26 protein-coding genes are annotated in these 23,722 nt (G+C 64.6%); 15 read left to right on the top strand and 11 right to left on the bottom strand.

From position 1 onward, the window contains the following. Positions 1–26 precede the first annotated feature (26 nt). Positions 27–389 carry a nuclear transport factor 2 family protein gene (locus D8W71_RS24715; RefSeq protein ID WP_121117477.1) on the bottom strand — a complete coding sequence of 121 codons (363 nt, stop codon included), beginning with the start codon at positions 387–389 and terminating at the stop codon, positions 27–29. Between the two features lie 46 nt (positions 390–435). Here D8W71_RS24715 and D8W71_RS24710 point away from each other — a divergent pair, with 46 nt between their 5' ends. Beyond that, on the top strand, positions 436–924 hold the full coding sequence (locus D8W71_RS24710; protein WP_121117475.1) for a MarR family winged helix-turn-helix transcriptional regulator: 489 nt from the start codon (positions 436–438) through the stop codon (positions 922–924). Here D8W71_RS24710 and D8W71_RS24705 read toward each other — a convergent pair. Then, the gene (locus D8W71_RS24705; RefSeq protein ID WP_121119870.1) at positions 921–1,337 is read right to left on the bottom strand and encodes a VOC family protein; all 417 of its coding nucleotides are present in this window, start codon (positions 1,335–1,337) and stop codon (positions 921–923) included. The two genes, D8W71_RS24710 and D8W71_RS24705, sit on opposite strands and share 4 nt — an antisense overlap. Before the next feature lie 226 nt (positions 1,338–1,563). On the opposite strand from D8W71_RS24705, the gene D8W71_RS24700 reads away from it, so the two are divergent. Beyond that, complete coding sequence (locus D8W71_RS24700; RefSeq protein WP_121117473.1) at positions 1,564–3,171, top strand: alkaline phosphatase D family protein; 1,608 nt, start codon at positions 1,564–1,566, stop codon at positions 3,169–3,171. Between the two features lie 52 nt (positions 3,172–3,223). On the opposite strand, the gene D8W71_RS24695 is transcribed toward D8W71_RS24700, so the two are convergent. Next, complete coding sequence (locus D8W71_RS24695; protein ID WP_121117471.1) at positions 3,224–4,846, bottom strand: GMC oxidoreductase; 1,623 nt, start codon at positions 4,844–4,846, stop codon at positions 3,224–3,226. A 136-nt stretch (positions 4,847–4,982) separates the two neighbouring features. Here D8W71_RS24695 and D8W71_RS24690 point away from each other — a divergent pair, with 136 nt between their 5' ends. Continuing rightward, positions 4,983–5,918 (top strand): endonuclease/exonuclease/phosphatase family protein, encoded by a 936-nt coding sequence (locus D8W71_RS24690; RefSeq protein ID WP_121117469.1) that lies wholly within the window; start codon positions 4,983–4,985, stop codon positions 5,916–5,918. Positions 5,919–5,942: 24 nt separating this feature from the next. Here D8W71_RS24690 and D8W71_RS24685 read toward each other — a convergent pair whose 3' ends face one another. Continuing rightward, a complete protein-coding gene (locus D8W71_RS24685; protein WP_121117467.1) occupies positions 5,943–6,311 on the bottom strand; it encodes a VOC family protein in 369 nt (122 codons plus the stop codon). Positions 6,312–6,388: 77 nt separating this feature from the next. Between D8W71_RS24685 and D8W71_RS24680 the strand changes: the two genes are divergently transcribed. Further along, positions 6,389–7,393 carry an MsnO8 family LLM class oxidoreductase gene (locus D8W71_RS24680; protein WP_121117465.1) on the top strand — a complete coding sequence of 335 codons (1,005 nt, stop codon included), beginning with the start codon at positions 6,389–6,391 and terminating at the stop codon, positions 7,391–7,393. Here D8W71_RS24680 and D8W71_RS24675 read toward each other — a convergent pair. Then, positions 7,324–8,361 (bottom strand): aldo/keto reductase, encoded by a 1,038-nt coding sequence (locus D8W71_RS24675; RefSeq protein ID WP_121117463.1) that lies wholly within the window; start codon positions 8,359–8,361, stop codon positions 7,324–7,326. The two genes, D8W71_RS24680 and D8W71_RS24675, sit on opposite strands and share 70 nt — an antisense overlap. Positions 8,362–8,462: 101 nt before the next feature. Here D8W71_RS24675 and D8W71_RS24670 point away from each other — a divergent pair, with 101 nt between their 5' ends. Then, a complete protein-coding gene (locus D8W71_RS24670) occupies positions 8,463–9,311 on the top strand; it encodes a helix-turn-helix transcriptional regulator (protein ID WP_121117461.1) in 849 nt (282 codons plus the stop codon). Positions 9,312–9,347: 36 nt separating this feature from the next. Beyond that, on the top strand, positions 9,348–9,548 hold the full coding sequence (locus tag D8W71_RS24665) for a hypothetical protein (RefSeq protein WP_121117459.1): 201 nt from the start codon (positions 9,348–9,350) through the stop codon (positions 9,546–9,548). Positions 9,549–9,638: 90 nt separating this feature from the next. Here the strand turns inward: D8W71_RS24665 and D8W71_RS24660 are convergent, their stop codons facing one another. Further along, entirely contained in the window at positions 9,639–10,130 is a 492-nt protein-coding gene (locus D8W71_RS24660) for a SixA phosphatase family protein (protein ID WP_121117457.1), read from the bottom strand. A 168-nt stretch (positions 10,131–10,298) separates the two neighbouring features. On the opposite strand from D8W71_RS24660, the gene D8W71_RS24655 reads away from it, so the two are divergent. From D8W71_RS24655 to D8W71_RS24625, 7 genes are all read left to right on the top strand, one after another. Beyond that, positions 10,299–11,915, top strand: coding sequence for a hypothetical protein (locus D8W71_RS24655; RefSeq protein ID WP_201265185.1), 1,617 nt, complete (start codon positions 10,299–10,301; stop codon positions 11,913–11,915). Positions 11,916–12,063: 148 nt separating this feature from the next. Further along, on the top strand, positions 12,064–12,597 hold the full coding sequence (locus D8W71_RS24650) for a biotin transporter BioY (RefSeq protein ID WP_121117453.1): 534 nt from the start codon (positions 12,064–12,066) through the stop codon (positions 12,595–12,597). After that, positions 12,594–13,700, top strand: coding sequence for an AMP-binding enzyme (locus D8W71_RS24645; RefSeq protein ID WP_121117450.1), 1,107 nt, complete (start codon positions 12,594–12,596; stop codon positions 13,698–13,700). Before D8W71_RS24650 ends, D8W71_RS24645 begins: the two co-directional genes overlap by 4 nt. Next, a complete protein-coding gene (locus D8W71_RS24640; protein ID WP_121117448.1) occupies positions 13,697–14,836 on the top strand; it encodes a thiolase family protein in 1,140 nt (379 codons plus the stop codon). The genes D8W71_RS24645 and D8W71_RS24640 overlap by 4 nt, the downstream gene beginning before the upstream one ends. After that, a complete protein-coding gene (locus D8W71_RS24635) occupies positions 14,833–15,513 on the top strand; it encodes an energy-coupling factor ABC transporter ATP-binding protein (protein WP_121119868.1) in 681 nt (226 codons plus the stop codon). Before D8W71_RS24640 ends, D8W71_RS24635 begins: the two co-directional genes overlap by 4 nt. Further along, on the top strand, positions 15,510–16,112 hold the full coding sequence (locus D8W71_RS24630) for an energy-coupling factor transporter transmembrane component T family protein (RefSeq protein ID WP_121117446.1): 603 nt from the start codon (positions 15,510–15,512) through the stop codon (positions 16,110–16,112). The genes D8W71_RS24635 and D8W71_RS24630 overlap by 4 nt, the downstream gene beginning before the upstream one ends. A 93-nt stretch (positions 16,113–16,205) precedes the next feature. Then, complete coding sequence (locus D8W71_RS24625; protein WP_121117444.1) at positions 16,206–17,612, top strand: AMP-binding protein; 1,407 nt, start codon at positions 16,206–16,208, stop codon at positions 17,610–17,612. Here D8W71_RS24625 and D8W71_RS24620 read toward each other — a convergent pair. Next, positions 17,531–18,283, bottom strand: a complete 753-nt coding sequence (locus D8W71_RS24620; protein WP_201265451.1) for an acyl-[acyl-carrier-protein] thioesterase — start codon at positions 18,281–18,283, stop codon at positions 17,531–17,533. The genes D8W71_RS24625 and D8W71_RS24620 overlap by 82 nt on opposite strands. Before the next feature lie 93 nt (positions 18,284–18,376). Continuing rightward, the gene (locus tag D8W71_RS24615; RefSeq protein ID WP_121117440.1) at positions 18,377–19,819 is read right to left on the bottom strand and encodes a C40 family peptidase; all 1,443 of its coding nucleotides are present in this window, start codon (positions 19,817–19,819) and stop codon (positions 18,377–18,379) included. A gap of 192 nt (positions 19,820–20,011) precedes the next feature. On the opposite strand from D8W71_RS24615, the gene D8W71_RS24610 reads away from it, so the two are divergent. Then, a complete protein-coding gene (locus tag D8W71_RS24610) occupies positions 20,012–20,407 on the top strand; it encodes a RidA family protein (RefSeq protein WP_121119866.1) in 396 nt (131 codons plus the stop codon). A 10-nt stretch (positions 20,408–20,417) separates the two neighbouring features. Here D8W71_RS24610 and D8W71_RS24605 read toward each other — a convergent pair whose 3' ends face one another. The 3 genes from D8W71_RS24605 to aroQ all read right to left on the bottom strand — a co-directional run bounded on the left by D8W71_RS24605 (position 20,418) and on the right by aroQ (position 22,266). Next, positions 20,418–20,987, bottom strand: coding sequence for a vitamin K epoxide reductase family protein (locus D8W71_RS24605; protein ID WP_121117438.1), 570 nt, complete (start codon positions 20,985–20,987; stop codon positions 20,418–20,420). Between the two features lie 10 nt (positions 20,988–20,997). Beyond that, entirely contained in the window at positions 20,998–21,735 is a 738-nt protein-coding gene (locus D8W71_RS24600) for a DsbA family protein (RefSeq protein ID WP_121117436.1), read from the bottom strand. A 96-nt stretch (positions 21,736–21,831) separates the two neighbouring features. After that, on the bottom strand, positions 21,832–22,266 hold the full coding sequence (gene aroQ / locus D8W71_RS24595; protein ID WP_201265450.1) for a type II 3-dehydroquinate dehydratase: 435 nt from the start codon (positions 22,264–22,266) through the stop codon (positions 21,832–21,834). 67 nt (positions 22,267–22,333) lie between these two features. On the opposite strand from aroQ, the gene D8W71_RS24590 reads away from it, so the two are divergent. Continuing rightward, positions 22,334–23,620, top strand: a complete 1,287-nt coding sequence (locus D8W71_RS24590) for an MFS transporter (RefSeq protein WP_121117432.1) — start codon at positions 22,334–22,336, stop codon at positions 23,618–23,620. Positions 23,621–23,722: the final 102 nt, after the last annotated feature.

The raw sequence follows: 23,722 nt of genomic DNA, 5'->3' as shown, positions 1-23,722 counted from the left end.
GTGCGGGGCTTTTTCGTGTTCGCGAACTACTGGGGATCGAGGAATGTGTACAGCTTCGAGATTTTGTCACCGTCGAAGACGACGACGTCCATGCCGGTGACGACCGCGGGGCCGTCGGGCGGCGACAGAGCCCACGAGATGCGCGCGAGGTCCGCGATCACCGTGGGTTCGATCGCCACGCTGAACGTGAGTCCAGCGGTGTTCTCGTGCAGCGCGCGAACCGCGTCGACGATGGCATCTCGCCCGGTCGCCGTGCTTTCGGCTTCGTAGAAGACTGCGTCGGGGTGATACAGGGATTCGATGAGTTCGCGGCGACTACCGTCGTCATCGGCGTTGAAAACCTCCAGTACGTTGCGACGAACCGCATCGGCCTTGATTTCTTGTGTCATGTGTTCCCTCTAAGGTTGGGACCATTCGAGCCGGAAAGTACATGATATGTCACGCAAAGCGGGGGCGCCCGATCCTCCATGGTTGTCGTCGGAGCAGGCCGTCGTCTGGCGTGCCTACATGGGCCTGTCACTGCAGATGACGTACGAGATGAATCGTCAACTCACCGAAGATCACCAACTGTCCCTCGCCGACTACTCGGTCCTGGTGGCGCTGGCCGACAGCCCGGACGGGCGTAGGCGGGTCAGTGAGCTGGCGTCGGAGATCGGCTGGGAACGTAGCCGGTTGTCGCACCACCTGAAACGGATGTGCGGACGCGGGCTCACCGAACGTCGGGCATCAGCATCGGACGGCCGAGCAACGGACGCGTTGCTGACCGCGCTGGGCCGACGCGCGGTCGAGGAGGCGGCGCCCGACCACGTCGCCCTTGTGCAGCGGCTGTTCTTCGAAGGGTTGGACGACGCGGATCTGGCGGCTCTGGGCGATGTGATGACGCGCCTCAGAGCTCAGGTGCGCGAGCGGGGCACGCTCGCCTAAACGTGGTGGCACACGGCTTCCAGGTCGATGCCGTTGAGGTCGCGGACGAAGGATCCGTAGTAGGTTGCGTGATACTCCGGCTGTAGTCCTGGGGGACGCAACTCGGTGGCCCCCGCGGCGAGTGCAGCGTCGTGGAAAGCGTCGACCGTCGTGCGATCGGGTGCGCTGAAGGCCAGATGGGTATGCGGGCCGACCTGCGAGCCGGGGGCGTCGACGATCCAGAAGAACGGCTTCACGTGTGCCCAGCCGAAAGCGATCATCGCGAGCTGCTCGGCGCCAGGAGGTACGCGCATGATCTCGGTTATCCCCAGCGGTGCAAGCGCTCCGCGGTAGAACTCCGCGCTGGCCTGCAGGTCCGATACGCCGAAGTTGAGGTGGTCGATCTGGGAGCCTGTGCGATCCGGTGATGTCACGACTGCCACTGTGCGCCGAATTGCGGACAAGTACGGTCCGTGTGGCTTCGCCCGTGCGCGCGTAGTGACACCCCGCGGCTACTACGCACGCACGACGAGGTCGCAGCTCGTGAGTGCGTAGTGACGTCGGGCGGTACGTTTGCGCGCACGGGCGCGTCAGCGCGAGTTCACCACGCCTTCAGGCCGGAGACGTGCCCAGTTCGCTCCAGCGGTAGAGCCTCGAACGATGGGGAGAAGCAATCTACGAATCGGCCGTGACATCTCGCTGAGCGGAGGAGCGACGCGCAGGCAGTTCCTGACGTGGAGTGCGTTGGTGGGAGCGCTTGCGTTCGCGCCGGAACTCAGTTCGGCAACGGCTCGCGCGCAGTCGGCGATACCTCCGGACTACCCGTTCCGGCTCGGGGTGGCCTCGGGCGACCCGCTTCCGGATTCGGTGCTGCTCTGGACCCGACTTGCAACGGATCCCTTTGCGTACCAGGGCGGGATGACGCCGGGCGTGGTCCCGGTGAGGTGGCAGATCGCGACCGATGAGAAGTTCACATCGATCGCGCAGGAGGGGATCGATCTCGCCACCGAGTTCGACGGCTGGTCCTTGCATATCGACGTCAAAGGCCTGAATCCAGGACGGGAGTATTTCTATCGCTTCCTCGTCGGGCCACACTCGAGTCCAGTGGGCCGCACGAAAACCGCGCCTGCCGCCGGGCAGGCCCTCCAGCAACTCGACTTCGCATGGGCGTCGTGCCAGAAATGGGAGGACGGTTACTTCGGCGCGTACTCCGATCTCGCACAGTCGAATCTGGACGTCGTCTTCTTCCTCGGCGACTACATCTACGAGTACGCCATCAAGGACGAAGGAGCGCGGGCGGGCCAGCCCATGCCGGAATCCGCAAGTCGAGAAACCATGCAGCTCAGCGACTATCGCGATCGATACGCACTGTACAAGGCGGACGAAAACCTCGCCGCGGCTCATGCGTCGGCACCGTTCGTGTCGACGTTCGACGACCACGAGGTCGACAACAACTGGGCGTCGGACATCAGCCAGGATGGCGATGATCCGCGAGAGTTTCTGTTACGCAGGGCGGATGCGTTCAAAGCGTGGTGGGAGAACACTCCTGTCCGCGCGAACGTGAAACCGGCAGGACCCGACATGAAGGTCTACCGCCGATTCTCTTTCGGCGACCTCGTCGACTTCTCCGTGCTCGACACCCGTCAGTACCGCAGCGATCAAGCGAACGGCGACAAGGAACACGCGCAGAACGCCGAGACGGCTGATCCGTCACGGACGATCACCGGTGCCGAGCAAGAGCAATGGATTCTCGACGGGTTCTCGTCGCCCTCGACGTGGAATTTCCTTGCGCACCAGACGGTCATCTCCGACCTCGCGCAGGGATTGGACGGTGACCGCAAGGTCGGCATGGATCCGTGGAGCGGTTACGAGGCGTCGCGGCATCGCATTCTGGACGGGGCGCGGGATCGAGGGACGAAGAACGTCGCGTCGATCGTCGGCGATATCCACCGCACGATCGTCTCCGAACTCCAACGTGACTACCAGGATCAGGTGTCTCCGGTCGTGGGCGTCGAGATCGCAACGACGTCGATCGCGTCGGGCAAGGACGGCGCCGATGTCGATGGGACGGGTGCCGCGATCGCAGCCTGTTCTCCACACGTCAAGTTCGGTAACGCGCGACGTGGCTACCTTCGTGGCCGACTCACGCCGAACGAATGGCGTTCGGAGGTACGGGTACTCGATGCAGTATCGAGGCCGGGCGCGTCGATCAGAACGGCAACGACGGTCACCGTTCCCGAAGGACGCCCGGAAATTCAGCTGGGCTGACTCAGGTCGTGCGTGCGTAGTTACGCCGGGACGTAATTACGCACGCACGGGGTCAGCGCCCGTCGGCGATGATCCGAGCGACGTTGCGCTCGGCTAATGCTGTGATGGTGAGCGACGGGTTCGCCGCGCCGGTGCTTCCGGGGATCAGGGCGCCGTCGACGACGTAGAGGCCGTCGTGGCCTTTGACTCGGCCGTGCGAGTCGGTGACGTCCCCGAGTACGGCGCCGCCGAGTGGGTGCGCGGTGAAGGTGTCGTCGACGTCACGGGTGAACGGTTCGGCCGACACCACCGTCCCGCCGGCTTCGGCCATCCGGTTCTGCACTGCCCGTAGCGATTCGACGGTGTCGCGGCTTCCGCCCTTCGGCCACGAGAGGGTCATTCCGTCGCTGCCTGCGTCGTAACGGAAATCGGCGCGGAGCGGGTCGATGGTCATGCCGAGCGAGCCGAGGAACCCGAGATCCCACGGGACGCCGGGGACGTACCAGTTCTCGACGGTCAGCGGAAGGCCGGATTCGTCGACGATGCGCGACGCACATGGCGCTGCCTGCGGTGTGCCGGCAGCGGGCCCGAGGGACCTGGTCATCGATGCGTCGCCGTTGGTACCCCAGCCGCGCCCGACGAATTCGTTCAAGTTGCCGAGTGCGCCGGTGGCCTGCGCGCGGAGCAGCAGTTCTGTCGTGCCGATGGAGCCGGCGCCGAGAACGAGTTTGTCGCACGTAAGGGTCCGGGTCTCGAGGACATCGCCCGCGGGGGAGAGTCGTCGTACCTCGACGCGGTAACGGCCACCGGATTCGGTGCCGATCGAGGCGACCTCATGACTGTGGCTGACCGTCGTGCGGCCCGTTCCCTCGGCCTGCGGGATGTAGTTCTGAGTCAGATCGTGCTTTGCGCCGTTGGAGTTTCCGAACGTGCTGGCTCCGATGGTCGCGGACGGACGGGACCGGCCGGCGATCTCGTCGCGCACCACGCTCCAATTCCAGTTGCCGTCCACGGCCTCGGGGGTGAAGCCTGCGCGTCGGGCATGGTCGTCCCATGTCCGAGAATGCGCGAAGTTGGGGCTGTTGTAGATGTCGCCCGGCATCGTCGAGGGCAGCAACATCGAGCGTGCCTTCGGGTACCAGGTCCGTGCCATCTCGTCGTAGTCGAGTTTGCCGCCGAACGACAGATCGAAGAATCTTTTTTCCGGCGCGATGGTGACGCCTGTGTAGACGATCGAACCACCGCCGACGGCAGCTGCCCTCCACACCGACAGATTCTCGAAGCGGGTGGTATCGAGAACTCCGCCGAAACGGTCCACCGGACCGACGGGCATGCCCGTGATGTTGGTGAACGAACCTTGCTGCCACAGACCACGGCCGTCGGCGGTCATGTCGGCGGTGAAGATTTCGCGCCACGGGTCACGCGGCCACCTGAGTCCGCGTTCGAGAACGGTGACGTGGCTCCCGGCCTGGGCGAAACGCAAAGCAGCCGCGCTTGCTCCGAAGCCGGAACCGATCACGAGGACCGAGGAGTGATCAGGAGGACGCGGCGGGTCGGCGAACAGCTCGGGTACCAGTGACTGAATCGAGCCGACGCCGATGGGGACGGCTCCCGCGCGTCCACCCCACACCAAAGGGGGCGCCGTCATTCCGACCAGTCCTGCTGCTGCGAGCTGAAGCAGTTGCCTGCGTTTCACGTGTGATGTGTCCCCTGCACTCGATCCCGACCCGAAAAAGCATTCTTCCCTATTCATCCGGCCAAAAGCGACCCGACGTCATCGAACGGTGAAACTTCCCAGACTCTCCTCAGTTCGAGGTGGGAGTATCGCCTAGATGATCATCGTTCTCGGCGCCGTTTTTGTGACGGTTGCATTGCTGGCCGTCGTCGCGCATGTGGTCGATTCCAAGAATCAAGTGGTGCTCGTCGCAGGCGCACTCGCGCGCATTCCCTTGATGGCCTCGGTTCCGGGCGCTTTGCTGCTGACGGTCGGCCTCGGCCCGGTGGGAGCGGTGGTCGGGGCCCTTGCCGTCGTTGCGGCCGCGTCGACACAGGCGTCGCTTCGAGTCAACCGGTTCCGGCGACGGCCGACCGACGGCACGCCGTTCAGCGTCCTGCACGCGAATATTCTGCTCGGCAAGGCTGACGCCGATGCGATCATCGCCCTGGTGGACCGGTACGAACCGGACGTGCTCACCGTCGTCGAACTCACTCCGGCGGCGCACGGACGCCTCGTGGAGAAGGGCCTCCTCGACAGGCTTCCGCAGTCGTTCGTCAGCACCGCGTCGGGCGGAAACGGCACCGGCATCTACTCGCGGCATCCCATCGACGACCAACAACGTCACGACGGTTACGTCACCGAACTACTCTCGGCGCGGGTGAAGGTGCCGGGGGGGCCGTTGCCCTTGCTGTTCGCGGTCCATCCCGTACCGCCGTGGCCGCGTCACCCGGAGACCTGGGTGCGGGAGCTGGCGGCCATCGGACAGTTGCTCGCCAAGATCCCGGCCGACGACGGCCCCGTGGTGGTTGCGGGCGATTTCAATGCCACCTACGACCACAAGCGGTATCGCAACCTGCTGACCGGCGGCTACCGGGACGCTGCGATCGAGGTCGGGGCCGGTCATCTCGCGACGTACCGCGCCGACTGGACGCTCCCGCCCCTCATCGCGATCGATCACGTCCTCGTCCGCGGCGCCGAGGTGACCGACGTAGCGGTGGTGGATCTTCCGGGGTCGGACCATCGAGGAATCCGAGCGTCCCTGACGTTATGAGTACTGATGTTATGAGCACCGATGTTATGAGTACTGAGGCAATTCCTGCACCGCCCACTTGTTTCCGTCGGGGTCGGCGAAGAAGACGAACTTCCCCCACCCGAGGTCGACGACGGGTTCGATCTCGAGGCCTGCGGCCACCAAATGCTCACGTGCCTTCTCGGCGCTGGCAACGACGACCTGTAGACCCTCGACGCTGCCTGGCGTCGCCTCGGTGATGCCATTCCCAATGGCGATCGAGCACGCAGAACCCGGTGGGGTCAGCTGCACGAACCGGATGCCCTCCGAGGGGCTCATGTCGTGATCGGGGTTGAACCCGATCTTCACGTAGAAGTCCTTCGCGCGGTCCACGTCGGAAACTGGAATGATGACGAGCTCGAGTTTGATGTCCATGGTGGTCTCCTTCTCTCGGGTAGAGATATCTTCGCGCTGATCGAGGACAGATACGGTCCGCGAACAAAGCGGGAAATATGAGCGACGAACCTAAGGTTGGTGCAATTGTGCTCTTGTCCTTGCTCGATCGCTCCCGAACCCGCGACGGGTACAGCGATGCCGCTGCGCTGAAGGCGACGATCGACAGGGCCGTCAACGCGGAGAAGCTCGGATACCACCGATTCTGGGTAGCCGAGCACCACGGCGTGCCCGGCATCGCGAGCGGAGCGCCCCCGGTCCTCTTGGCCGCGATCGGCGCGACGACCTCGAAGATCCGCATCGGGTCCGGGGGAGTGATGCTGCCCAATCATCAGCCGTTCGTCGTCGCCGAGCAGTTCGCGATGCTCGAGGCTTTGTTCCCGGGCCGGGTCGATGTCGGCATCGGCCGGTCCCTCGGGTTCACCGAGCCGGTCAGAAGGGCCCTTCGCACCGGTCGCGACGAGCCGGACACGTTCGCCGCGGACCTGGACGAGCTTCACAGTTATCTCGACGGTACGGCGGCGGTGACGATCCGTCCGGCTGTTCCCGCGCCCCCGATCTACGTCCTTGCGACGGGACAGGGCCTCGCGGTGGCGGCAAAAGCCGGACTTCCGGTCGTGGTGGGCGGGCCGATACTGAAGGGCGACGGATCTGCACTGGAGGTCTATCGCCGCAAGTTCGTCCCGACGCCGAAAAACCCCGAACCGCGGGTCGTCGTCTCCCTCGACATCACCGTCGCCGACAGCACCGACGAGGCGCGCGAACTGGCACTCCCCGAGGCGTGGGCGATGGCGCAGTCACGGCGCACCGGAGAGTTCCCTCCGCTGGTCCACCCGTCGAAGATCGATCTCGACGCTGCCCCGGCGCGGACCCGCGAGCGCGTGGAGCGGTCGCTCGCCAGCGCGGTCCTTGGGACGCCCGACGAGGTGGCCTCCCAGCTCGAGAAGCTGATCGACGTCACCTCGCCGGACGAGATCCTGGCCTCCACGTCGACCTACGACCGAACTGCACTGTTCGACGCCGATGCCCGGTGGATTGCGCTGGCGCGCTCGCTGTCGAGCTGAGCCATCTGAGCCTCGGCGTAGCGGTCACCTGCGACCGCATCGGCCGGCACGGCCTTCTCGATCCGAGTGGCGTCCTGATCCGATAGCAGGATCGTCTGCGCCGCAATGGTTTCGGTCAATCGTTGGACGGTCCGCGCTCCGATGACCGGCACGATGTCCTCGCCGCGCGAGAGCACCCAGGCAATCGCGAGCTGTGCGACGGTTGCTCCGCGCTCGTCGGCGATCGCGGCGAGCGTCTCTACGAGTTCGACGTTCCGCGTGAGGTTCTCACCCTGGAAGCGTGGGCTGTGGGCGCGGAAATCGTTCGCGGCCATGGCTGTGTTGCCGCGGAAACGATCGCTGAGCAAGCCTCGCGACAGCACCCCGTACGCGGTGATCCCGACGCCGAGTTCGCGGGCAGTAGGGAGGATGTCCGCCTCGATGCCGCGGGAGACGATTGCGTACTCGATCTGCAGATCCGCGATGGGATGAACGGCCGCTGCGCGCCGCAGGGTGGCACTGCCGACCTCGGACAATCCGATGTGGCGGACGTAGCCTGCCTCGACCATCTCGGCGACGGCGCCGACGGTGTCCTCGATGGGTACCTGTGGGTCGAGACGGGCTGGTCGGTAGATGTCGATGTGGTCGACGCCCAGGCGCTGCAACGAGTAGCCGAGTGCACTCTTGACCGCCTCCGGCCTACCGTCGAATCCGAGCCAGCTGCCGTCGGGCCCGCGAAGTGCACCGAACTTCACCGACAGAACGACGTCCTCGCGATTTCTCTCTTTCAACGCCCGGCCGATCAGCATTTCATTGTGCCCCGCACCGTAGAAGTCACCTGTGTCCACCAGGGAGACACCCGCGTCGATCGCCGCGTGGATGGTCCGGATCGATTCGCTGTCGTCGGAGTCGCCGTATGCGCCCGACATGCCCATCCCGCCGAGTCCGATGCGGGAGACGGTTGGTCCTGTGCTTCCGAGTTGTGTCATGAGTTCTACTGTCGGCCCCGATCGACGTCCTCGGCAGAGAGCGGTTGTCGGGGGACCGGCGATCCCTGGCTGGGAGGCTTACCGAGGAGCACACTCGAAGAGTGGAACGAGACGAGCTTGCCGATTTCCTCCGTCGACGACGGGAGCTTCTGACGCCCGCCGACGTCGGTGTATCTCCGGGATCGAGGCGTCGTACACCGGGACTTCGGCGCGACGAAGTCGCGTTGCTCGCAGGTATGTCGACCGACTACTACACCCGGCTCGAACAACGCCGTGGCCCGCATCCGTCCACGCAGATTCTCGGTTCGTTGGCCCGCGCCCTCCGTCTCGACGACGACGAACGTGACCATCTCTACATACTCGCCGGCCAGGCAGCACCCACGCGGATCGGCGCGGATCGTCACGTCGGTCCTGGTTTGATGCATCTGCTGACCAAGCTGGACGACACCCCCGCGTGCGTGGTCACCGATCTCGGCGAGATCCTCGCCTCCAACGCGATGTTCGACGCGTTGTCCGGTGGTGCGCCCGACTACACGGGTCTCGATCGGTACGTGGTGTGGCGATTCTTCATGAATCCCGACGCGCGACGGATGTTCGTCGAGGAGGACTGGGAGGGCTTGGCGCACAAGCATGTTGCGGACCTGCGCGCAGTATCCGCGCGTCGGGCAGGCGACAAGGAAATCGCGCCTCTTCTCGCTCGGTTACGCGCCGAGAGCGAAGAATTCGAGAAGGTATGGAGCGAGCACCGGGTCGCGTTCAAAGCGCCGGCAATCAAGCGGTTCGTGCATCCCGACGTCGGAGTCGTCGCGGTCCATTGCGAGACCCTGGCGACACAGAAGGAGGGCCAGCACCTGATGGTCTACTCACCGCAGCCGGGAACCGATGCCAGACAAAAGTTGGACCTGCTCGGAGTCATCGGAATACAGCAGATGCGCGCTACTGTGGAGTGAGGCAGACAATTCGGACTCGCACTCGAAGGGCACACCATGGCACGCAAGAAACTGGACCGGGTTCACGCAACGACTGCCTTGGAAACGATCCGTGAAAGCCCAGCCATCGCACTTGTCGCAGCAGCGCCTGCCCTTGTGGTCTTCGCGATCGTCTGGTGGCTCGCCGGGTTCGGCACTGCGTTGCTTCTGCTCATCGCATTCGGTGTCGTCGGGTTCGTGGTCGCGAAACTCAGATGACTTCGCGATTTACCCCCACGTTGTGCGGCGGACGGCATCGGAAACGCACAACGAGGGGGTAGATCCACCCTGGCTCACGCCCGAAATCGACTAGCGCGGCACGTGGAAGTGCGTCAGCGAGCCGGTTCCTCGCCCAATCTCGGCCCACGAGCCGTCGAAGGTGAGTACTGCAATCGCCGACGTCGGAAACTTCCGGCCGATCTCGATTGCTGCTTGCGATCCGTCGGCTTCGGCCAATTCCAGTGCCGTGAACGGTATTCCGGGGGCGTGCCCGACGACCAGCAGTGTGTTCACGGCGTCGTCGGTGAGTGCGACCTCCTCGATGATCTCTTCGGGCGACGCTCCGTAGAGCGACTCTTCGAAGGACACGTGTGCATCTATGCCCGTTGCCGTCAGGGTTTGCTGTGTTCGTGTCGCCGTCGAACACAGCACAGCGTCCACGGCCCCGACCGATTCTCTGATCCACGCACCTGCCAGCCCGGCTTCCCTCTGCCCGCGGTCGGCGAGTGGCCGCTCGTGATCGGGCGTTCCTTCCGGGTATCCGGACTTGCCATGCCGCATCAGGACGAGTGTTCGGGTCATGGATACCACCGTATCGGCCCACTGTGTCGGACCGCCGATCTACAGTGACTCTTCGTCAGGGTGGGCGGGCCTGTAGGGGGAACAGTGATTCGGTCGGTCGTGTCAATTGTGTGCGCTGTCGCATTGCTGGTGTTCGGGGCCAGTCCAGCGAGCGGTCAGCCCTCACCCGTGCGCACCGAGATACCGGTCGCGTCGTCCTCGCCGGTGACCGATGTCGAAGCGTCCGTCGTTTCGGTGCCGGCGCCCCTGCCGCCCGATGCGCTGCCACATCCTGTCCAGTGCGACTACCTGTCCTACCTGCGGTACACCTCGGTCGATGGCCCGGCGAAGTCCGCCGATGCCGACCGCATCCTGGTCGCGCAGCCCGGCATTTTCGAGGGTGCGGGCGCGTTCGAATCGGTGGCGCGCAACACCGTGTCTGCCGCCGCCGCGCAGGGTTCGCACATCGAATTCTGGGCGCTCGATCGCCGCTCGAACTGCCTCGAAGACCACGCGGGCACTCAGGCGGCCCTGAAGACCGGAGACCTGAAGACTGCAACGGACTATTACTACGGCGGTGCCGAAGTCGACGGAAAACGATTCGCAGGCTTCGCCGACGGCGCGTCGACGGCCTGGCTCGCGAACCAGGGAATCGAGCAGACCCTGCGAGATCAGTACGACCTGCTTCGCCTGGAACTTCCCGATCAGCAGCTGCGTAAAGAGAAGGTGCTGTGCGGTGGGCACTCGCTCGGAGGTTTCGTCACCGGCTACTTCGCCGAGTGGGATTTCGACGGCAACCCGGCCACCCTGGACGACGCCGGATACAACCAGTGTGCGGGATACTTCGCGCTCGACACCATCGTCAAAGCTGGTACACCGCCTCTGCTCAGAGGCATTCCCGATATCGAACTTCCGGCAGCGGTGGCGGATCCGATTGCGAAGTTGACCGGCGCCCTGGACACGGCTCTGCCCGTTCTCCGTTTGCCTGCCGTCATCAACCCCGAAACGACCAACCTTCTTGCGATGGCAGGCGTTGCCGCGCGACTCGACCCGAACGGCATCAACGATCTCGTCGACGTGCTCCCCAACAATCTGAACATCGACGCCACCCTGCGGGTTCTGTTGTCCAAGGACACCGTGATGGCAGCGACGGGCAGTCCGTCGGTGCGCACGTTGTTCGCAACCAACGACGCAGTTCTCGGAGCTCTTCTCGACGACAACTCGCAGCCGTTCGGGTTCCTCCAGTCGAGTGTCGGCTTCATCGGCGCTCAGCCGGTGACGGACAAAGCATTTCCGACCCTCCCGGGGATGGAGGCGCTTCCGGTAATAGGCAGCGCGCTCGGGGACGCTCGCAAGGCTGCGCCCGCGGTGTACGGCGATCCTCTCGTCGTGTACACCTGGAACGACTACGACTCGCTCGACGATTCGGAACAGACTGCGCGCTACACCGATTCGACCAGTGAGGTCACATCGATCGCGCAGCTCGCGCGAAGCCTCGCCGAGCCGCCTCTCGATTTCACCGAGTGGTACTTTCCGACCACACTGGCGACAGATCTGACGCAGTCCGGTTCGACGGCAATCCGTGAGCATCGGTTGCACCGCGACGGCGTCGAGCGCAATCCGATCCTGACGCTCCAAGGCACCGGCGGCATCGAGCTGCCGCCGTCCGGTCACCCGAACGATCTTCCGATCGTGATCCAGGGTTACAACCACCTCGACGTCCTGACCGCCGCGCAGACTCAGAACAACGGTCGACCCGAGGTCGTCAGTACCGAACTCGCACGGTTCGCCGTCACGCCTGGATGACCACCTCCGGGGTCCTGAAAGATCACGTGACCTCGCGCACCTGCTACCTTGAACGCCGTTCAAGTTTGCATCACGAGGAGTGGTCATGTCCGAAGGCGTACAGGAGTCATCAGTGTCGGGTTCGAAGTCTCTTATCTCGGCCAGAGACATGGCACAAATCGCTGTGTTCGCGGCGCTCATCGCAGCCCTGGGCCTAGCAGGATCGATCACCGTCGGGGTCAGCGGCGTCCCGATCACGCTGCAGACGCTCGGCGTCATCCTCACCGGTGCCGTCCTCGGGGCGCGTAAAGGCGTAGCTGCCGTCGCAGTGTTCATCGCGCTCACCCTCATCGGGCTGCCGTTGTTGTCGGGTGGCCGCACGGGGTTGACGGCGCTTGCCGGTCCGAGTGCCGGTTACCTCGTCGGATGGATCCCGGGCGTTCTCGTCATCGGGTTCCTCACCGCCCGCATCCTGCCGAAGTACCCCGTCGTTCTGGGCCTGCTGATCAACGCGTTCGGCGGCATTGTCGTGATCTACGTTTTCGGGGTCATCGGTTTGCTGCTGCGTACCGACCTGTCGATCACGGCCGCGATCACCAGCACATTCGCCTACATCCCCGGTGATCTCGTGAAGGTCGTCATCGCCACCGTCGTCGCGAAGAGTGTGCACCGGGCGTACCCCGGGATCATCGCGACCCGGTGAGCGTCCTGCCGGGTGGATCGGCGGGCGACGTCGCGATCGACTGGAACGGCCGATCGCTCACCTACGCCGATCTCGATACCGCGATCGCGGACTGGCCGAAGCAGACAGTGCACGACGCGTCGGACCTCGACGTTCCCGACGCCCTGATCTGCGTCTTCGCTGCGGCACGGCAGGGGGCCGCAGTCCGCGTCTTCGATCCTCAGGCCCGGCCCGATCGACCCGATATCGAAGACGGCGCCTTCCTTCTGGTCGGCACCTCGGGCTCCACCGGGAACCCGCGTCCGTTGGCACGTACCGCCGAATCCTGGACGAGCAGCTTCGGCGAGTTCACCACGCTCACCGGGATCACCTCGAACGACCGAGTTCTTCTCACGGGTCCACTGCACGCCACGATGCACCTGTTCGCGGCCGTGCACGCACTGTGGCTCGGAGCTTGCGTCACCGACGATGTGCGACACGCGACCGTGACGCATGCTGTTCCTGCAGTACTTCGCACACTTGTCGACCACGCCCCTCTGCTGCGCATTGCGATCGTCGCGGGCACGTCCCTCGACGACGGTGCCCGAGAGCGCGCGCACAAGATTCGGCTGGTCGAGTACTACGGCGCCGCCGAGTTGTCGCTCGTCGCCGCGCGCGTGGTGCCCGAGCCGCTTCGATTGCTCCACGGTATCGACGCCGACATCCGCGACGGACTGCTGTTCGTTCGGTCGCCGTATCGAGTGCTCGGTACCGACGAGTGGGTCGGGGTCGGTGACCTGGCCGAGCTTCGGCCGGGCGGGGAACTCGTCGTCCACGGCCGCGGGAGCGCAGCAGTGAACGTAGGAGGTGCGACGGTCGTCGCCGAGGACGTCGAACGAGTACTCGACGCAATCGACGGGGTGAGCGCAGCCGCCGTGATCGGGACGCCGCATGCAGTTCTCGGCGAAACGGTGACCGCGGTGATCGAACTGTCCACCTCGGGCGACCTCGACGCCGTCAAAGCCGAGGCACGACGCGTACTCCGGCGAGAAGCGATGCCGCGGAGATGGACGATCGTCGACGAGCTCCCTCGCACGGGCAGCGGGAAGATCGCCCGGGGACGAGTGAAAGACTCTTACTCATGACACGAGGACGCGGGACGAACCCTGTGCTCGTCGCGCCGTGGCGAACTGCAATCGGCAATGCAGGTCATGGATTTTCCGAGCTCACGACGACCGATCTCGCCGCTCCCGTTCTTCAGGCCACGGTCCGCACGCTGCGTAAAGCGGGCTGCGACGAGCGCGTCGACGACGTCGTACTCGGCAACTGTCTCGGCCCCGGCGGGGACCCAGCGCGGATCGCGGCCCTGCGCGCAGGCCTCGGCGTCGAGATCCCCGGTGTGACGGTGGATCGCCAATGCGGGGCAGGGCTCGATGCGGTGATGCAGGCCGCGGCGCGCATCAAGGGCGGCGATGAGCGGCTGATTCTCGCCGGAGGCGTCGAGTCGGCAAGTACTGCGCCGTGGCGTTTCTGGCCGCCGACGCCGGGCGCCGACCCAGTGCGTTACACCCGAGCACCGTTCGCGCCGGCCGGATTCCCGGATCCGGACATGGGCGTTGCAGCCGACGATCTCGCCCGCATACGGGGCATCGGCCGGGCACGTCAGGACGCGTACGCGGCGCGGTCGCATTCCTTGGCCGCCGCGGCCGATTTCAGCGACGAGATCGTGTCGGTTGGAGGTATCGACCGAGACCAACGGATTCGGCCGAACATGACCGAGGCGCGGCTCGCGCGACTGAGGCCTGCGTTCTCGACCGACGGCACCGCGACCGCGGGCAATTCGTGCGGGATTTCCGACGGTGCCGCTGTGTTGGCAGTGACGACCGAGGGCCGCGCGCGCGAACTGCCGGCACTCCGAGTTGTCGGCGCCGCTGTCGCTGGCCACGACCCAGCGCTGCCAGGACTCGGCCCGGTGCCGGCGATCGAGAAGGTACTCGACCGGACTGGAATCACGCTGTCGGACATAGGAATCATCGAAATCACCGAGGCGTTCGCATCCGTCGTGCTCGCAGTATCCGATGCGCTCGGCGTCGACGAGGACGTGTTGTGTCCGCAAGGAGGCGCTATCGCGATGGGCCATCCGTGGGGTGCGTCCGGGGCGATCCTGCTGGTGCGGTTGGCACGTCAGATGACCGTCGACGGTGGACCGGAACTCGGCCTCGCGGCGTGCGCCATCGGCGGCGGGCAAGGTATCGCAATGATCGTGGAGCGTGTGTGGTGAGCGAGATCGTGTTTCGAGGCATCCGGCACTCGTTCGGTGAACGAGAGGTGCTGCGAGGCATCGACTTGTCCATCACCGAACGCAGGGTCGGAATCATCGGATCGAACGGTTCGGGCAAGTCGACACTTGCCCGCACCATCAACGGGCTGCTGACGCCCACATCGGGAACCGTGACGGTGGACGGTATCGATCCGGCGAAGAAGGGTGGGCAGGTTCGCAAGAAGGTCGGCTTCGTCTTCACCGACCCCGACAATCAGATAGTGATGCCTACCGTCGGCGAGGATCTCGCGTTCTCGCTCAGGCGATCGAAGTTGAGCAAGGACGAGATCGCCGATCGAGTGCAGGAGATCTTGACCAGGTTTCGGTTGGACGGGCACGCCGAGCACCCCGCCCACCTGTTGTCCGGCGGACAGAAGCAGTTGTTGGCCATCGGCGCGGTCCTCATCCGACGGCCGGAGGTCGTCGTCGCGGACGAGCCGACCACCCTGCTCGACCTCCGCAATGCGCGCGTCGTCTCCGAAGCGCTCGACTCGATCGATCAGCAGGTGATCGTCGTGACCCATCAGTTGGCGCTGCTGGAGTCGTTCGAGCGTGTCATCGTCATCGACGACGGACTCGTCGCGTTCGACGGCACACCGGACGACGCGGTCCCGGCCTACCAGGAGCTGGTCCTGTGATCGGGCTGTACCGCCCGGGGGACACGGTTGTGCATCGGCTTCCCGCCGGGGTGAAGTTGGCACTTCTGCTGATCTCGATTCTCGCCGCGACGCTGTTCGTGCGCACGCCGGTAGTCGTCGGGATCGTCGCAATCGCGGTTGCTCTGCTGTATGCGGTCGCACGTATTCCTGCGAAACTTGCTCTGGCGCAGCTACGTCCGGTGCTGTGGATGATCGTGATCATCGCGGTGTTCCAGGTGATCATCACCTCTCCCACCCGCGCAATCGTGGTATGCGGAGTCTTGCTGATCTCGGTGGCGCTCGCGGCGCTCGTGACGCTGACAACCCGGGTCACCGACATGCTCGATACGGTGACGCGGGCGCTCGGACCACTGCGGCGGTTCGGAGTCGACCCCGAACGGATCGGGTTGATGCTCGCGCTGGCTATTCGTTGTATTCCGATCCTCGCGACGATCGTGGGCGAGGTCTCCGAGGCGAGAAAGGCGCGGGGCCTTCAGTGGTCGATGACTGCGCTCGCGACACCCGTTCTCGTCCGGGCACTTCGAACGGCCGATGCGTTGGGAGACGCTCTCGTCGCCAGGGGCGTCGACGATGACTGAACTGCGCCGATGACTGAACTGCGCCGATGACTGAACTGCGCCGATGATTGAACTGCGCCGATGATTGAGCCGGGCCGTGAACCGAGCACGCCGATGCCTGAGCTTCTCACCTCACGGATAGCGTGCCGAGTGGAAGCCGACAGTGCGGCGGTCGCAGTCGTCGACCGTCGTGACGCAGTGTCGTACGGCGAACTCTGGGACCGAGTGCAGCGCACAGCCGCCGCGATGGGTGGCATGCGCCGAGTGGCGGTTCTTCCGACGTCCGATGTGGGTTCGATCGTTGCGGTGGCTGCCGCGATGCATTCGGGAGTGTCGGTGGTGTTGCTGCACCGGCATCTGTTGCCCGTCCAGTTCGCGAGAATCATGGAGCTGGCGGCACCGAATGTGGTGCTGGCCGAGCCGAATCAGCATCGCAGGCTCAGCCGCCTCGGCTGCGCGAATCCGGTCGCATTTCTGGACGAATCAGGCCACCCCCACATGGCCGCGACCCCGCAGAGCGAACTGCTCGTCGGTGTCACCTCCGGTACGACGGGTGAACCCAAGCTGTTCGTCCGGAGTCAACGTTCTTGGGCGCGAACACTCGACCGGAGTGACGCGATTTTCGACATTCGACCCGGAGACAGAGTGTCGACCCCGGGAGTGCTCGATCACACGCACTTTCTGTACGGCGCGTTGCACGCCCTGACCAGGGGAGCGACCGTCGATCTGCGGCCAGCGGCCGATGCGCTCGAAAGCGAAGCGACGCACCTGTATTCGGTGCCGACCATCGCCTGGGACATCGTGAGATCGGGGATCGGACCGGTGACGAGCGTTCGCGAGGTGCTCTCCAGTGCCGCCCGCTGGCCGACGTCCGGGCGCGTTGCGCTGCAGGAGGTATTGCCCACTGCATCGCTGACACACTTCTACGGCGCATCCGAGCTCAGCTTCGTTTCCTACGACCGTGGGGTCGAGCCGAGCGCGGGAATTCTGTTCGACGGGGTCGAAGCGCAGATTCGCGACGGTGTTGTTCACGTGCGCAGCGACATGCTGTTCGACGGCTACCTCACCGACATGGGGATCCAGAGCGGGCCCGTCGACGGCTGGATGACGGTAGGCGACAGGGGTTCGATCGAGGGTAGGGAGTTGACTCTGTTCGGTCGAGACTCCGACACCCTGATCAGGGCGGGCCTCAACGTGGAATTGGCGCCGATCGAGGCTGCAGCACTGGATATTTCGGGAGTCGTCGACGCGGCCGCGATTGCATTGCCCGACGCCAGGATGGGACAGGCGCCGGCGCTCGCTCTCGTGGTCGACGCGCATGCGCCGTCGACGGCAGAGATTCGACGGCATCTGCGCACCGTATTACCTGCCCCGAGCATGCCGTCGAGCATTCGCGTTCTCGATGCCCTTCCCCGCACCCCGCGCGGCAAGATCGACCGTCAGGCCCTCGGCGCGACCTTCGCGACTGAGCGGACCGACCCGTCGACGACGAACCACAGTGTGAGAGAGCCGTTGTCGTAGCGGTGCCGGATGGTGACGTGTTCGCCGGCGAGAACGGGGGACAGGTACTCGATGACGGCGCGGTGCGGTTCGCGCAGCAGCTCGCTCCGGTCGACGAGCAGTTCTTCGACGGCGTGCCAGTAGATTGCGTTGTTGACGTGGTTGAACGAGTCGATATCGGTTGCGCGCAAAGGGAATTGAACATCGGTATGCGATTCGGGCGGCGCAGGCTCGGTGAGCCAGGCCTTCCATCGAAGTCGATGTTCCTCTGTCGTGCGGGCAAGGAGGGTAAGTGCCTCGTCGCTGATGCGCGTCGGACCTCCGGTGGTGGCGCTGATGTTGATCCAGAAGCCCTCGGTTTCGATCGATGCGCCCTCGTCGGTGGTGATGTTCACCCGCATGTTCGACCATCGCGTCGACATCGACGAGCACCAACGGCGCATGTGTACGCGGTTGGGGAACTTCACCGGCGTATGCACGTCGATGACCGTTCTTCGTACGATCCAGAACGGGTCGGTGACGCCGAGGGACGTGGCCGCGAGGTTGTCCGAGCCGATGTCCTGTAGGTAGCGCGCGATTCCGTCGAATCTGAGGCGGTTGTCGGGATCGACGTCGCCGGTCCTCACGGTCCAGCCGGTCTCGAAGCCTTCTCCCTCGGGTGGCGCCGGGGCCAAGGGGTCGTCGAAGCTCAGTGGTTCGTTGCGGGCTCCGCTGGCCACAGGTGGGTTCTCCTCAATCCGGTCACGACCTCAGCTGTCGTTCTCGAACTTACCCGCAGCCTCTTCTCACAGCACCCGCCGCGCCTTCATGCCGTCGAACACCGGGCCGATGCGGACGACGTCGCCGAACGTCGGCGCGTGGACCATCTGGCCGTTGCCGACGTAGATGGCGACGTGGCCGGGGCCGGCTGACTGCCAGTTTCCGAACAGTAGGTCACCGGGCTGCGCCAACTCGATCGGCACTTCGGTGCCTACGTTCCACTGCGTCTCCGAGGTGCGCGGCAGAGTGACGGTGCCGCCCGAGGCCTTGTAGACCGCGTACGACGTAAGACCGGAGCAGTCGAAACCGCCGCCGGAGGGGCCGTTGATGTTGCCGCCACCCCACACGTACGGCAATCCGAGGTAGTCCATTGCGGAATTGACCGCCCGCGCACCGATACCGGCGAGGTCGAGCCCGGCGAAGGGATTGAGCATGGCCGCGAACTGGCGTTCCGTCGCTCGAATCTTGGCGACGTACGGCTTGGTCTGATTTTCGTAATCGGGTGTTCCCGAGGGCATTCCGCCTGATCGTAGAACCGCGCCCGCGCCTGCGTTGTACCCGGCGATCGTCAGGTCCAGGGTGTCACCCTTGACCCGTCCCTCGGCCTTCCACTTCTCGACCTGGCCGCTGATGTCGCACAACAGGTTTCCCGACGCCATCACCGAGTCCGCGATGCCGTTGATGTCGGCGGTGCCGTCGCCGTCGGCATCTTTGCCGTATGTCTGCCAGGTGCCGGGCATGAACTGCCCGGGTCCGCGTGCACCGGTGGACGAGACGGGCGCAGTCGGTCCGTAGCGAAAACCGTTCTCGGCGGCGTACAGAGCGGCGATCGTCGGAGCTTTGACTCCGCCGCAGATCGAGCCGGCCTTCATGAGCCACGGAACGAACGCGGTGATGGCCCCGATCGGTGACGCCGACACACCGGTGAACGTGGCGGGCATGCCGGGAAACAGTGCACGCCGAAGCGATTCGGCCGCTGGCATGAACGCCGTCTGCGACGCCAGGTCGCCGAGGGAGAACGAGGAGGTGCCGAACTGAACGATCCCCGCGGTGCTGGGAATCAGAGCACCGAGTGAGGTGACAGCGCCGAGCGAGGTGGCAGTGGAGATCGGACTGCTTGCGGCGGGTTTCGGCGCTGCAGCGAGCGGTGCCGGGGCCGCAGCGGGTTCGGCAGGTGTGCCGGTAGTGCTCTCGGCTGTCTCGGGCACCGTCGGCAGCATCGGTTCCGCGGCGTTCTCGACGGCAGTCGCTGCGTCGTCGAGCATCGTCTCCGCTTGCTCGCGCTGACTGTCCGGCAATCCGCCGAGTAGATCGTCGAGTTGTTGCTGCAATCCGTCCGATGAACCCTCGGCCGCTGCTGCTACCCCCTGCGCCCCGTCCTGGATCGGCGGAGGGAGATCGGTTCCGGCGACTGCGCCCGCTGCGGACACGATTACTGCAACGATGACTGCGATCGGATCGCCTGCCATGTAACAACTCCTGGTGCCTGTGAAGATTCCCGCCCCGACCTGCATGGCCCGCTCACGGTAGTGAGCTGACTCACATCATCATGCACTGCCGGGACGATTCGCGAGGCGTAATAGAACCGTCCGCTTGTGGCTGATCACAACCAGGCAATGGAGCGGCAGGTAGGTTGACCGAACAGACCGACAGGAGTGCTCGTGAACAAGAACGTCATATCCCCCGACACGGTCTGGGATCCGGGCGCACAGTTGTTGTCTCAATGTGTTGCCATCGAACAGGCCTCGACGACGCTGTACCTGTCCGGACAGACGGCGATCACCGCCGACGGGCAGTTCGCAGGAATCGGCGACGTCGACACGCAGATCAGGTTGGCGTTCGAGAACATTCGGCTCATCGTCGACGCGGCCGGCGGCACGCTCGACAACGTCGTGAAACTGACGGTCTACTTCGTCGATCTGCGCAACCTCGACACCTACACCGGGATTCTCGGCGAGCTCTTCCCCGAGACGAGACCGGCTCAGACCGTCGTCGAAATCTCACGCCTGGCGATGCCGGAACTACTCATCGAAATCGATGCGGTAGCTGTCCTCTAGACCGCGTCCTCTAGATCAGGGTGGACCAGTAGTCCGAGAACCTGATGCCGATCAAGGCGATCACCACGGCGTACCAGAGGGCGAGGATGGTCCAGCGCCATTCCAGCAAGAACCTCGCCGCGGTTCCTGCATGCTCGCGGTCCACCAGTTGCGAGAGCGAGACGACGAATATCGGCATGGTCACGAACCACACGACCATGCAGTACGGGCAGAGGGCGCCGATCTCGTACAGGCTCTGATCGATCAGCCAATGGATGAACACCTCGCCGAACAGCGTGCCGATCGACAGTCCCAGCCAATACCAGTGCGGCAACTCGATCTTCGCCAGCGTCAGGATTCCTGTCGTCACCACCACGGTGAACGCGACGATGCCGAGGATTGGGTTGGGGAATCCGAACAGTGCGGCCTGGTCCGTCGTCATCACCGAACCGCACGACAGCACCGGGTTCAAGCTGCACGACGGAACGTACGACGAGTCCTCGAGTAGTTTGAACCGCTCGATAGTCAGCGTCAACGCGGCGAGTAGACCGAGTAGCCCCCCGACTGTGAGGACCCATGCTGCCGCCCGTGCCGGCTTCACTGCGCCGGCCTCACTGTGCCGCAGCGATAGCCGCGCGCAGACCGTCCGGCGTCGGGTTCGACACCGCGGTGCCGTTGACCGTCACCGTCGGGGTGCTGGTGATGCCGCTGTTGACAACGTTCTGCGTTTGGCTCGCGACGTAGTCGGTGTATTTCCCGTCGGCGATACAGCTGCCGACGTCGATTTGCATCAGCTGAGCTATACCGGTCAGGTCCTCGTCGCTCAGACCCGCGCCACCCTCGGCGGGCTGCTGTTCGAACATCGCCTTGTGCCAGGCAGGCCACTTGGAGATGTCGGCGTCGGCGACGCAGAGGCTCGCGTTCGCCGCACGGGTCGAGTAGTTGGTCGTGGACATGCGGTCGAGTATCGCGATCGGCTTGTAGTCGACTGCGATGGTGTTGTCCGCGACCAGTTCCGACAGGGTGTCTCCGCTGATGGCCTCGAACTGCTTGCACGCCGGGCACTGGAAGTCCTCGACGGCAGTGACGACGACGGCCGCGTTCGGGTCACCGATGCGGATGGCGCCATCGGCTGTGACCGTCGACGGCGTCGCTGCGGGGGCTGCGGTGGTGTCGTCCGAACTCTTGGACGCGATGGAGAACCCGATGACGGCAACGAGCGCGATCAGTACAACGGCAACGCCGACCTGAATCAGCGTGCGACGCTGTCTGTCCTTCTTACCTTGCAGGGCCGCTGCGGCTGCCTGCGCCTTCTTCTTGCTGTTCTTACTCGCCCTGTCGTTGCTCACCGTGGCTGATCCCTCGCTCGTCCTACGCTCTGATCCCTGGGTCATTCCGCGGGCTCCACTCCTGCCCGAGTCAGCATAGGCAGGTGAACCTGAGCTCTAGCTGAGCGCGACGAGTCGTTCGATGGCGTATCCGTACCCTGCGATGCCGAGCCCAGCGATCACGCCATTGGCAATGGGGGAGACGTAGGAGTGGTGGCGGAAGTCCTCGCGCGCGTGCACGTTGCTGATGTGGACCTCGATGATCGGTACTTCCGGTATGACGAGCGCGTCCCTGAGGGCGACCGAGGTGTGGGTCAGTCCACCGGGATTGATGACAATTCCCGAGGCAGCGCCGCGGGCCTCGTGGATCCAGTCGATGATCTGGCCCTCGTGGTTCGACTGCTCCGCGCGAATGGTCCGGCCGTGAGCGGCTGCTGTCTTCTCGCACAGTGCGATCACGTCGGAAAGTGTGTCGTGACCGTACACATCTGGCTGGCGGGTACCGAGCATGTTCAGGTTCGGTCCGTTGAGTACCCAGATGGGGTGGGCCATGTGATTGCTCACTTTCTGCGTCGTCGCGTCCTGCCGGGTGCGATCTTCCCACAGACGACCCGGCAGAATGTTGCCAGTGAGAAGCGTGTGGGTGGTCTGGGGTGTGGGCGTGTTCGCGTACATCGTCGCAGTTCTGCACCGCACGGCATTCGGTGTCGCCGGACTCGACGCCGCCAACAGATTCTCGATCAGCCCGTCGCTGCTGTCGTCCTTCGTCGTTCTTCAGATCGTCGTGTACGCCGCCATGCAGATTCCGGTCGGGGTGGTTCTGGACCGCGTCGGATCGCGGAAGATGATCGCGCTCGGGGCGTTGCTGATGACCGTCGCGCAGGTGACGTTGGCCGTCACGGAGTCGTTGCCGCTGGCGGTGGCAGCCAGGGCGCTGGTAGGCGTCGGCGACGCATTGACGTTCATCTCGGTGCTGAGGTTGGTGCCGCAATGGTTCCCCCCGCGCCAGGTGCCGATCGTGTCGCAGCTGACCGGTCTGCTCGGGCAAGGCGGTCAGATCTTGTCGGCGGTGCCATTCCTGATTCTGCTGGGCGGACCGGGATGGAGCTTTGCGTTCGGCAGCGCCGCGTCACTCGGTCTCGTTGCGTTCGTGTTGGCGCTCGCCCTGATTCGCGATGCGCCACCCGGAACCGAGCCGGTCGAGAAGGCGACGTCGATTCGTGAGACGGTCGCGACGATCCGGCAGGTCTGGAAGCGTCCCGGAACCAGGCTCGGGTTCTTCAGTCACATGGGAACGCAGTTCTCGATCACGGTGTTCGCGTTGCTGTGGGGAATTCCATACCTAACCTCGGCACAGGGTTTGTCCGCGTCGACGGCCGGAGCGTTGCTGTCGGTGTCGGTGGTCTCGGCGGTGGCGTCGGGGATCGTGCTGGGGATTCTCACGGGCCGCTATCCGATGCGCCGGTCGTGGCTGGTGCTTGCCATCATGATCAGCAACGCGGCGATGTGGGGAATCGTCCTCGCTCTGCCTGGCCCCGCGCCGCTGTGGCTTCTCGTCGTTCTGGTGGTTGTCATATCGGTCGGAGGGCCGGGCTCGGTCATCGGCTTCGACTACGCCAGGACCTTCAACCCGAGTGCCAACCTCGGGACCGCCCAGGGGATGGTCAACATCGGCGGATTTCTCGCCTCGTTGCTCGTGATCGCGTCGATCGGATTGATCCTGGACTTGCGGGGCGGATACACGTTCGATGCGTTCCGCGTCGCATTTCTCGTGCAATACCCGGTGTGGATCGTCGCGATCACCGGGCTCGTCATCACACGGCGCAAGACTCGCAGGCAGCTGGCCGAAGAAGGCGTCTACCCCCATACGATGAGCGAGATCGTGCAGCGGTTCAGGGATCGCTGAAACCGCTTTGCTTTATCGGCTCGGCGAGCGCATGCTGGTGTCCCAATTTTAGTTGTGTGACACAAGCAAACATATCGTAAAGGTGTAACCAAGCGGTGGTAT

Origin of the sequence: Rhodococcus sp. P1Y (assembly GCF_003641205.1) — a bacterium.
Classification (GTDB): domain Bacteria; phylum Actinomycetota; class Actinomycetes; order Mycobacteriales; family Mycobacteriaceae; genus Rhodococcoides.
The sequence above is the reverse complement of the archived record's forward strand: the minus strand, read 5'-3'. Positions and strand labels throughout refer to the sequence as shown.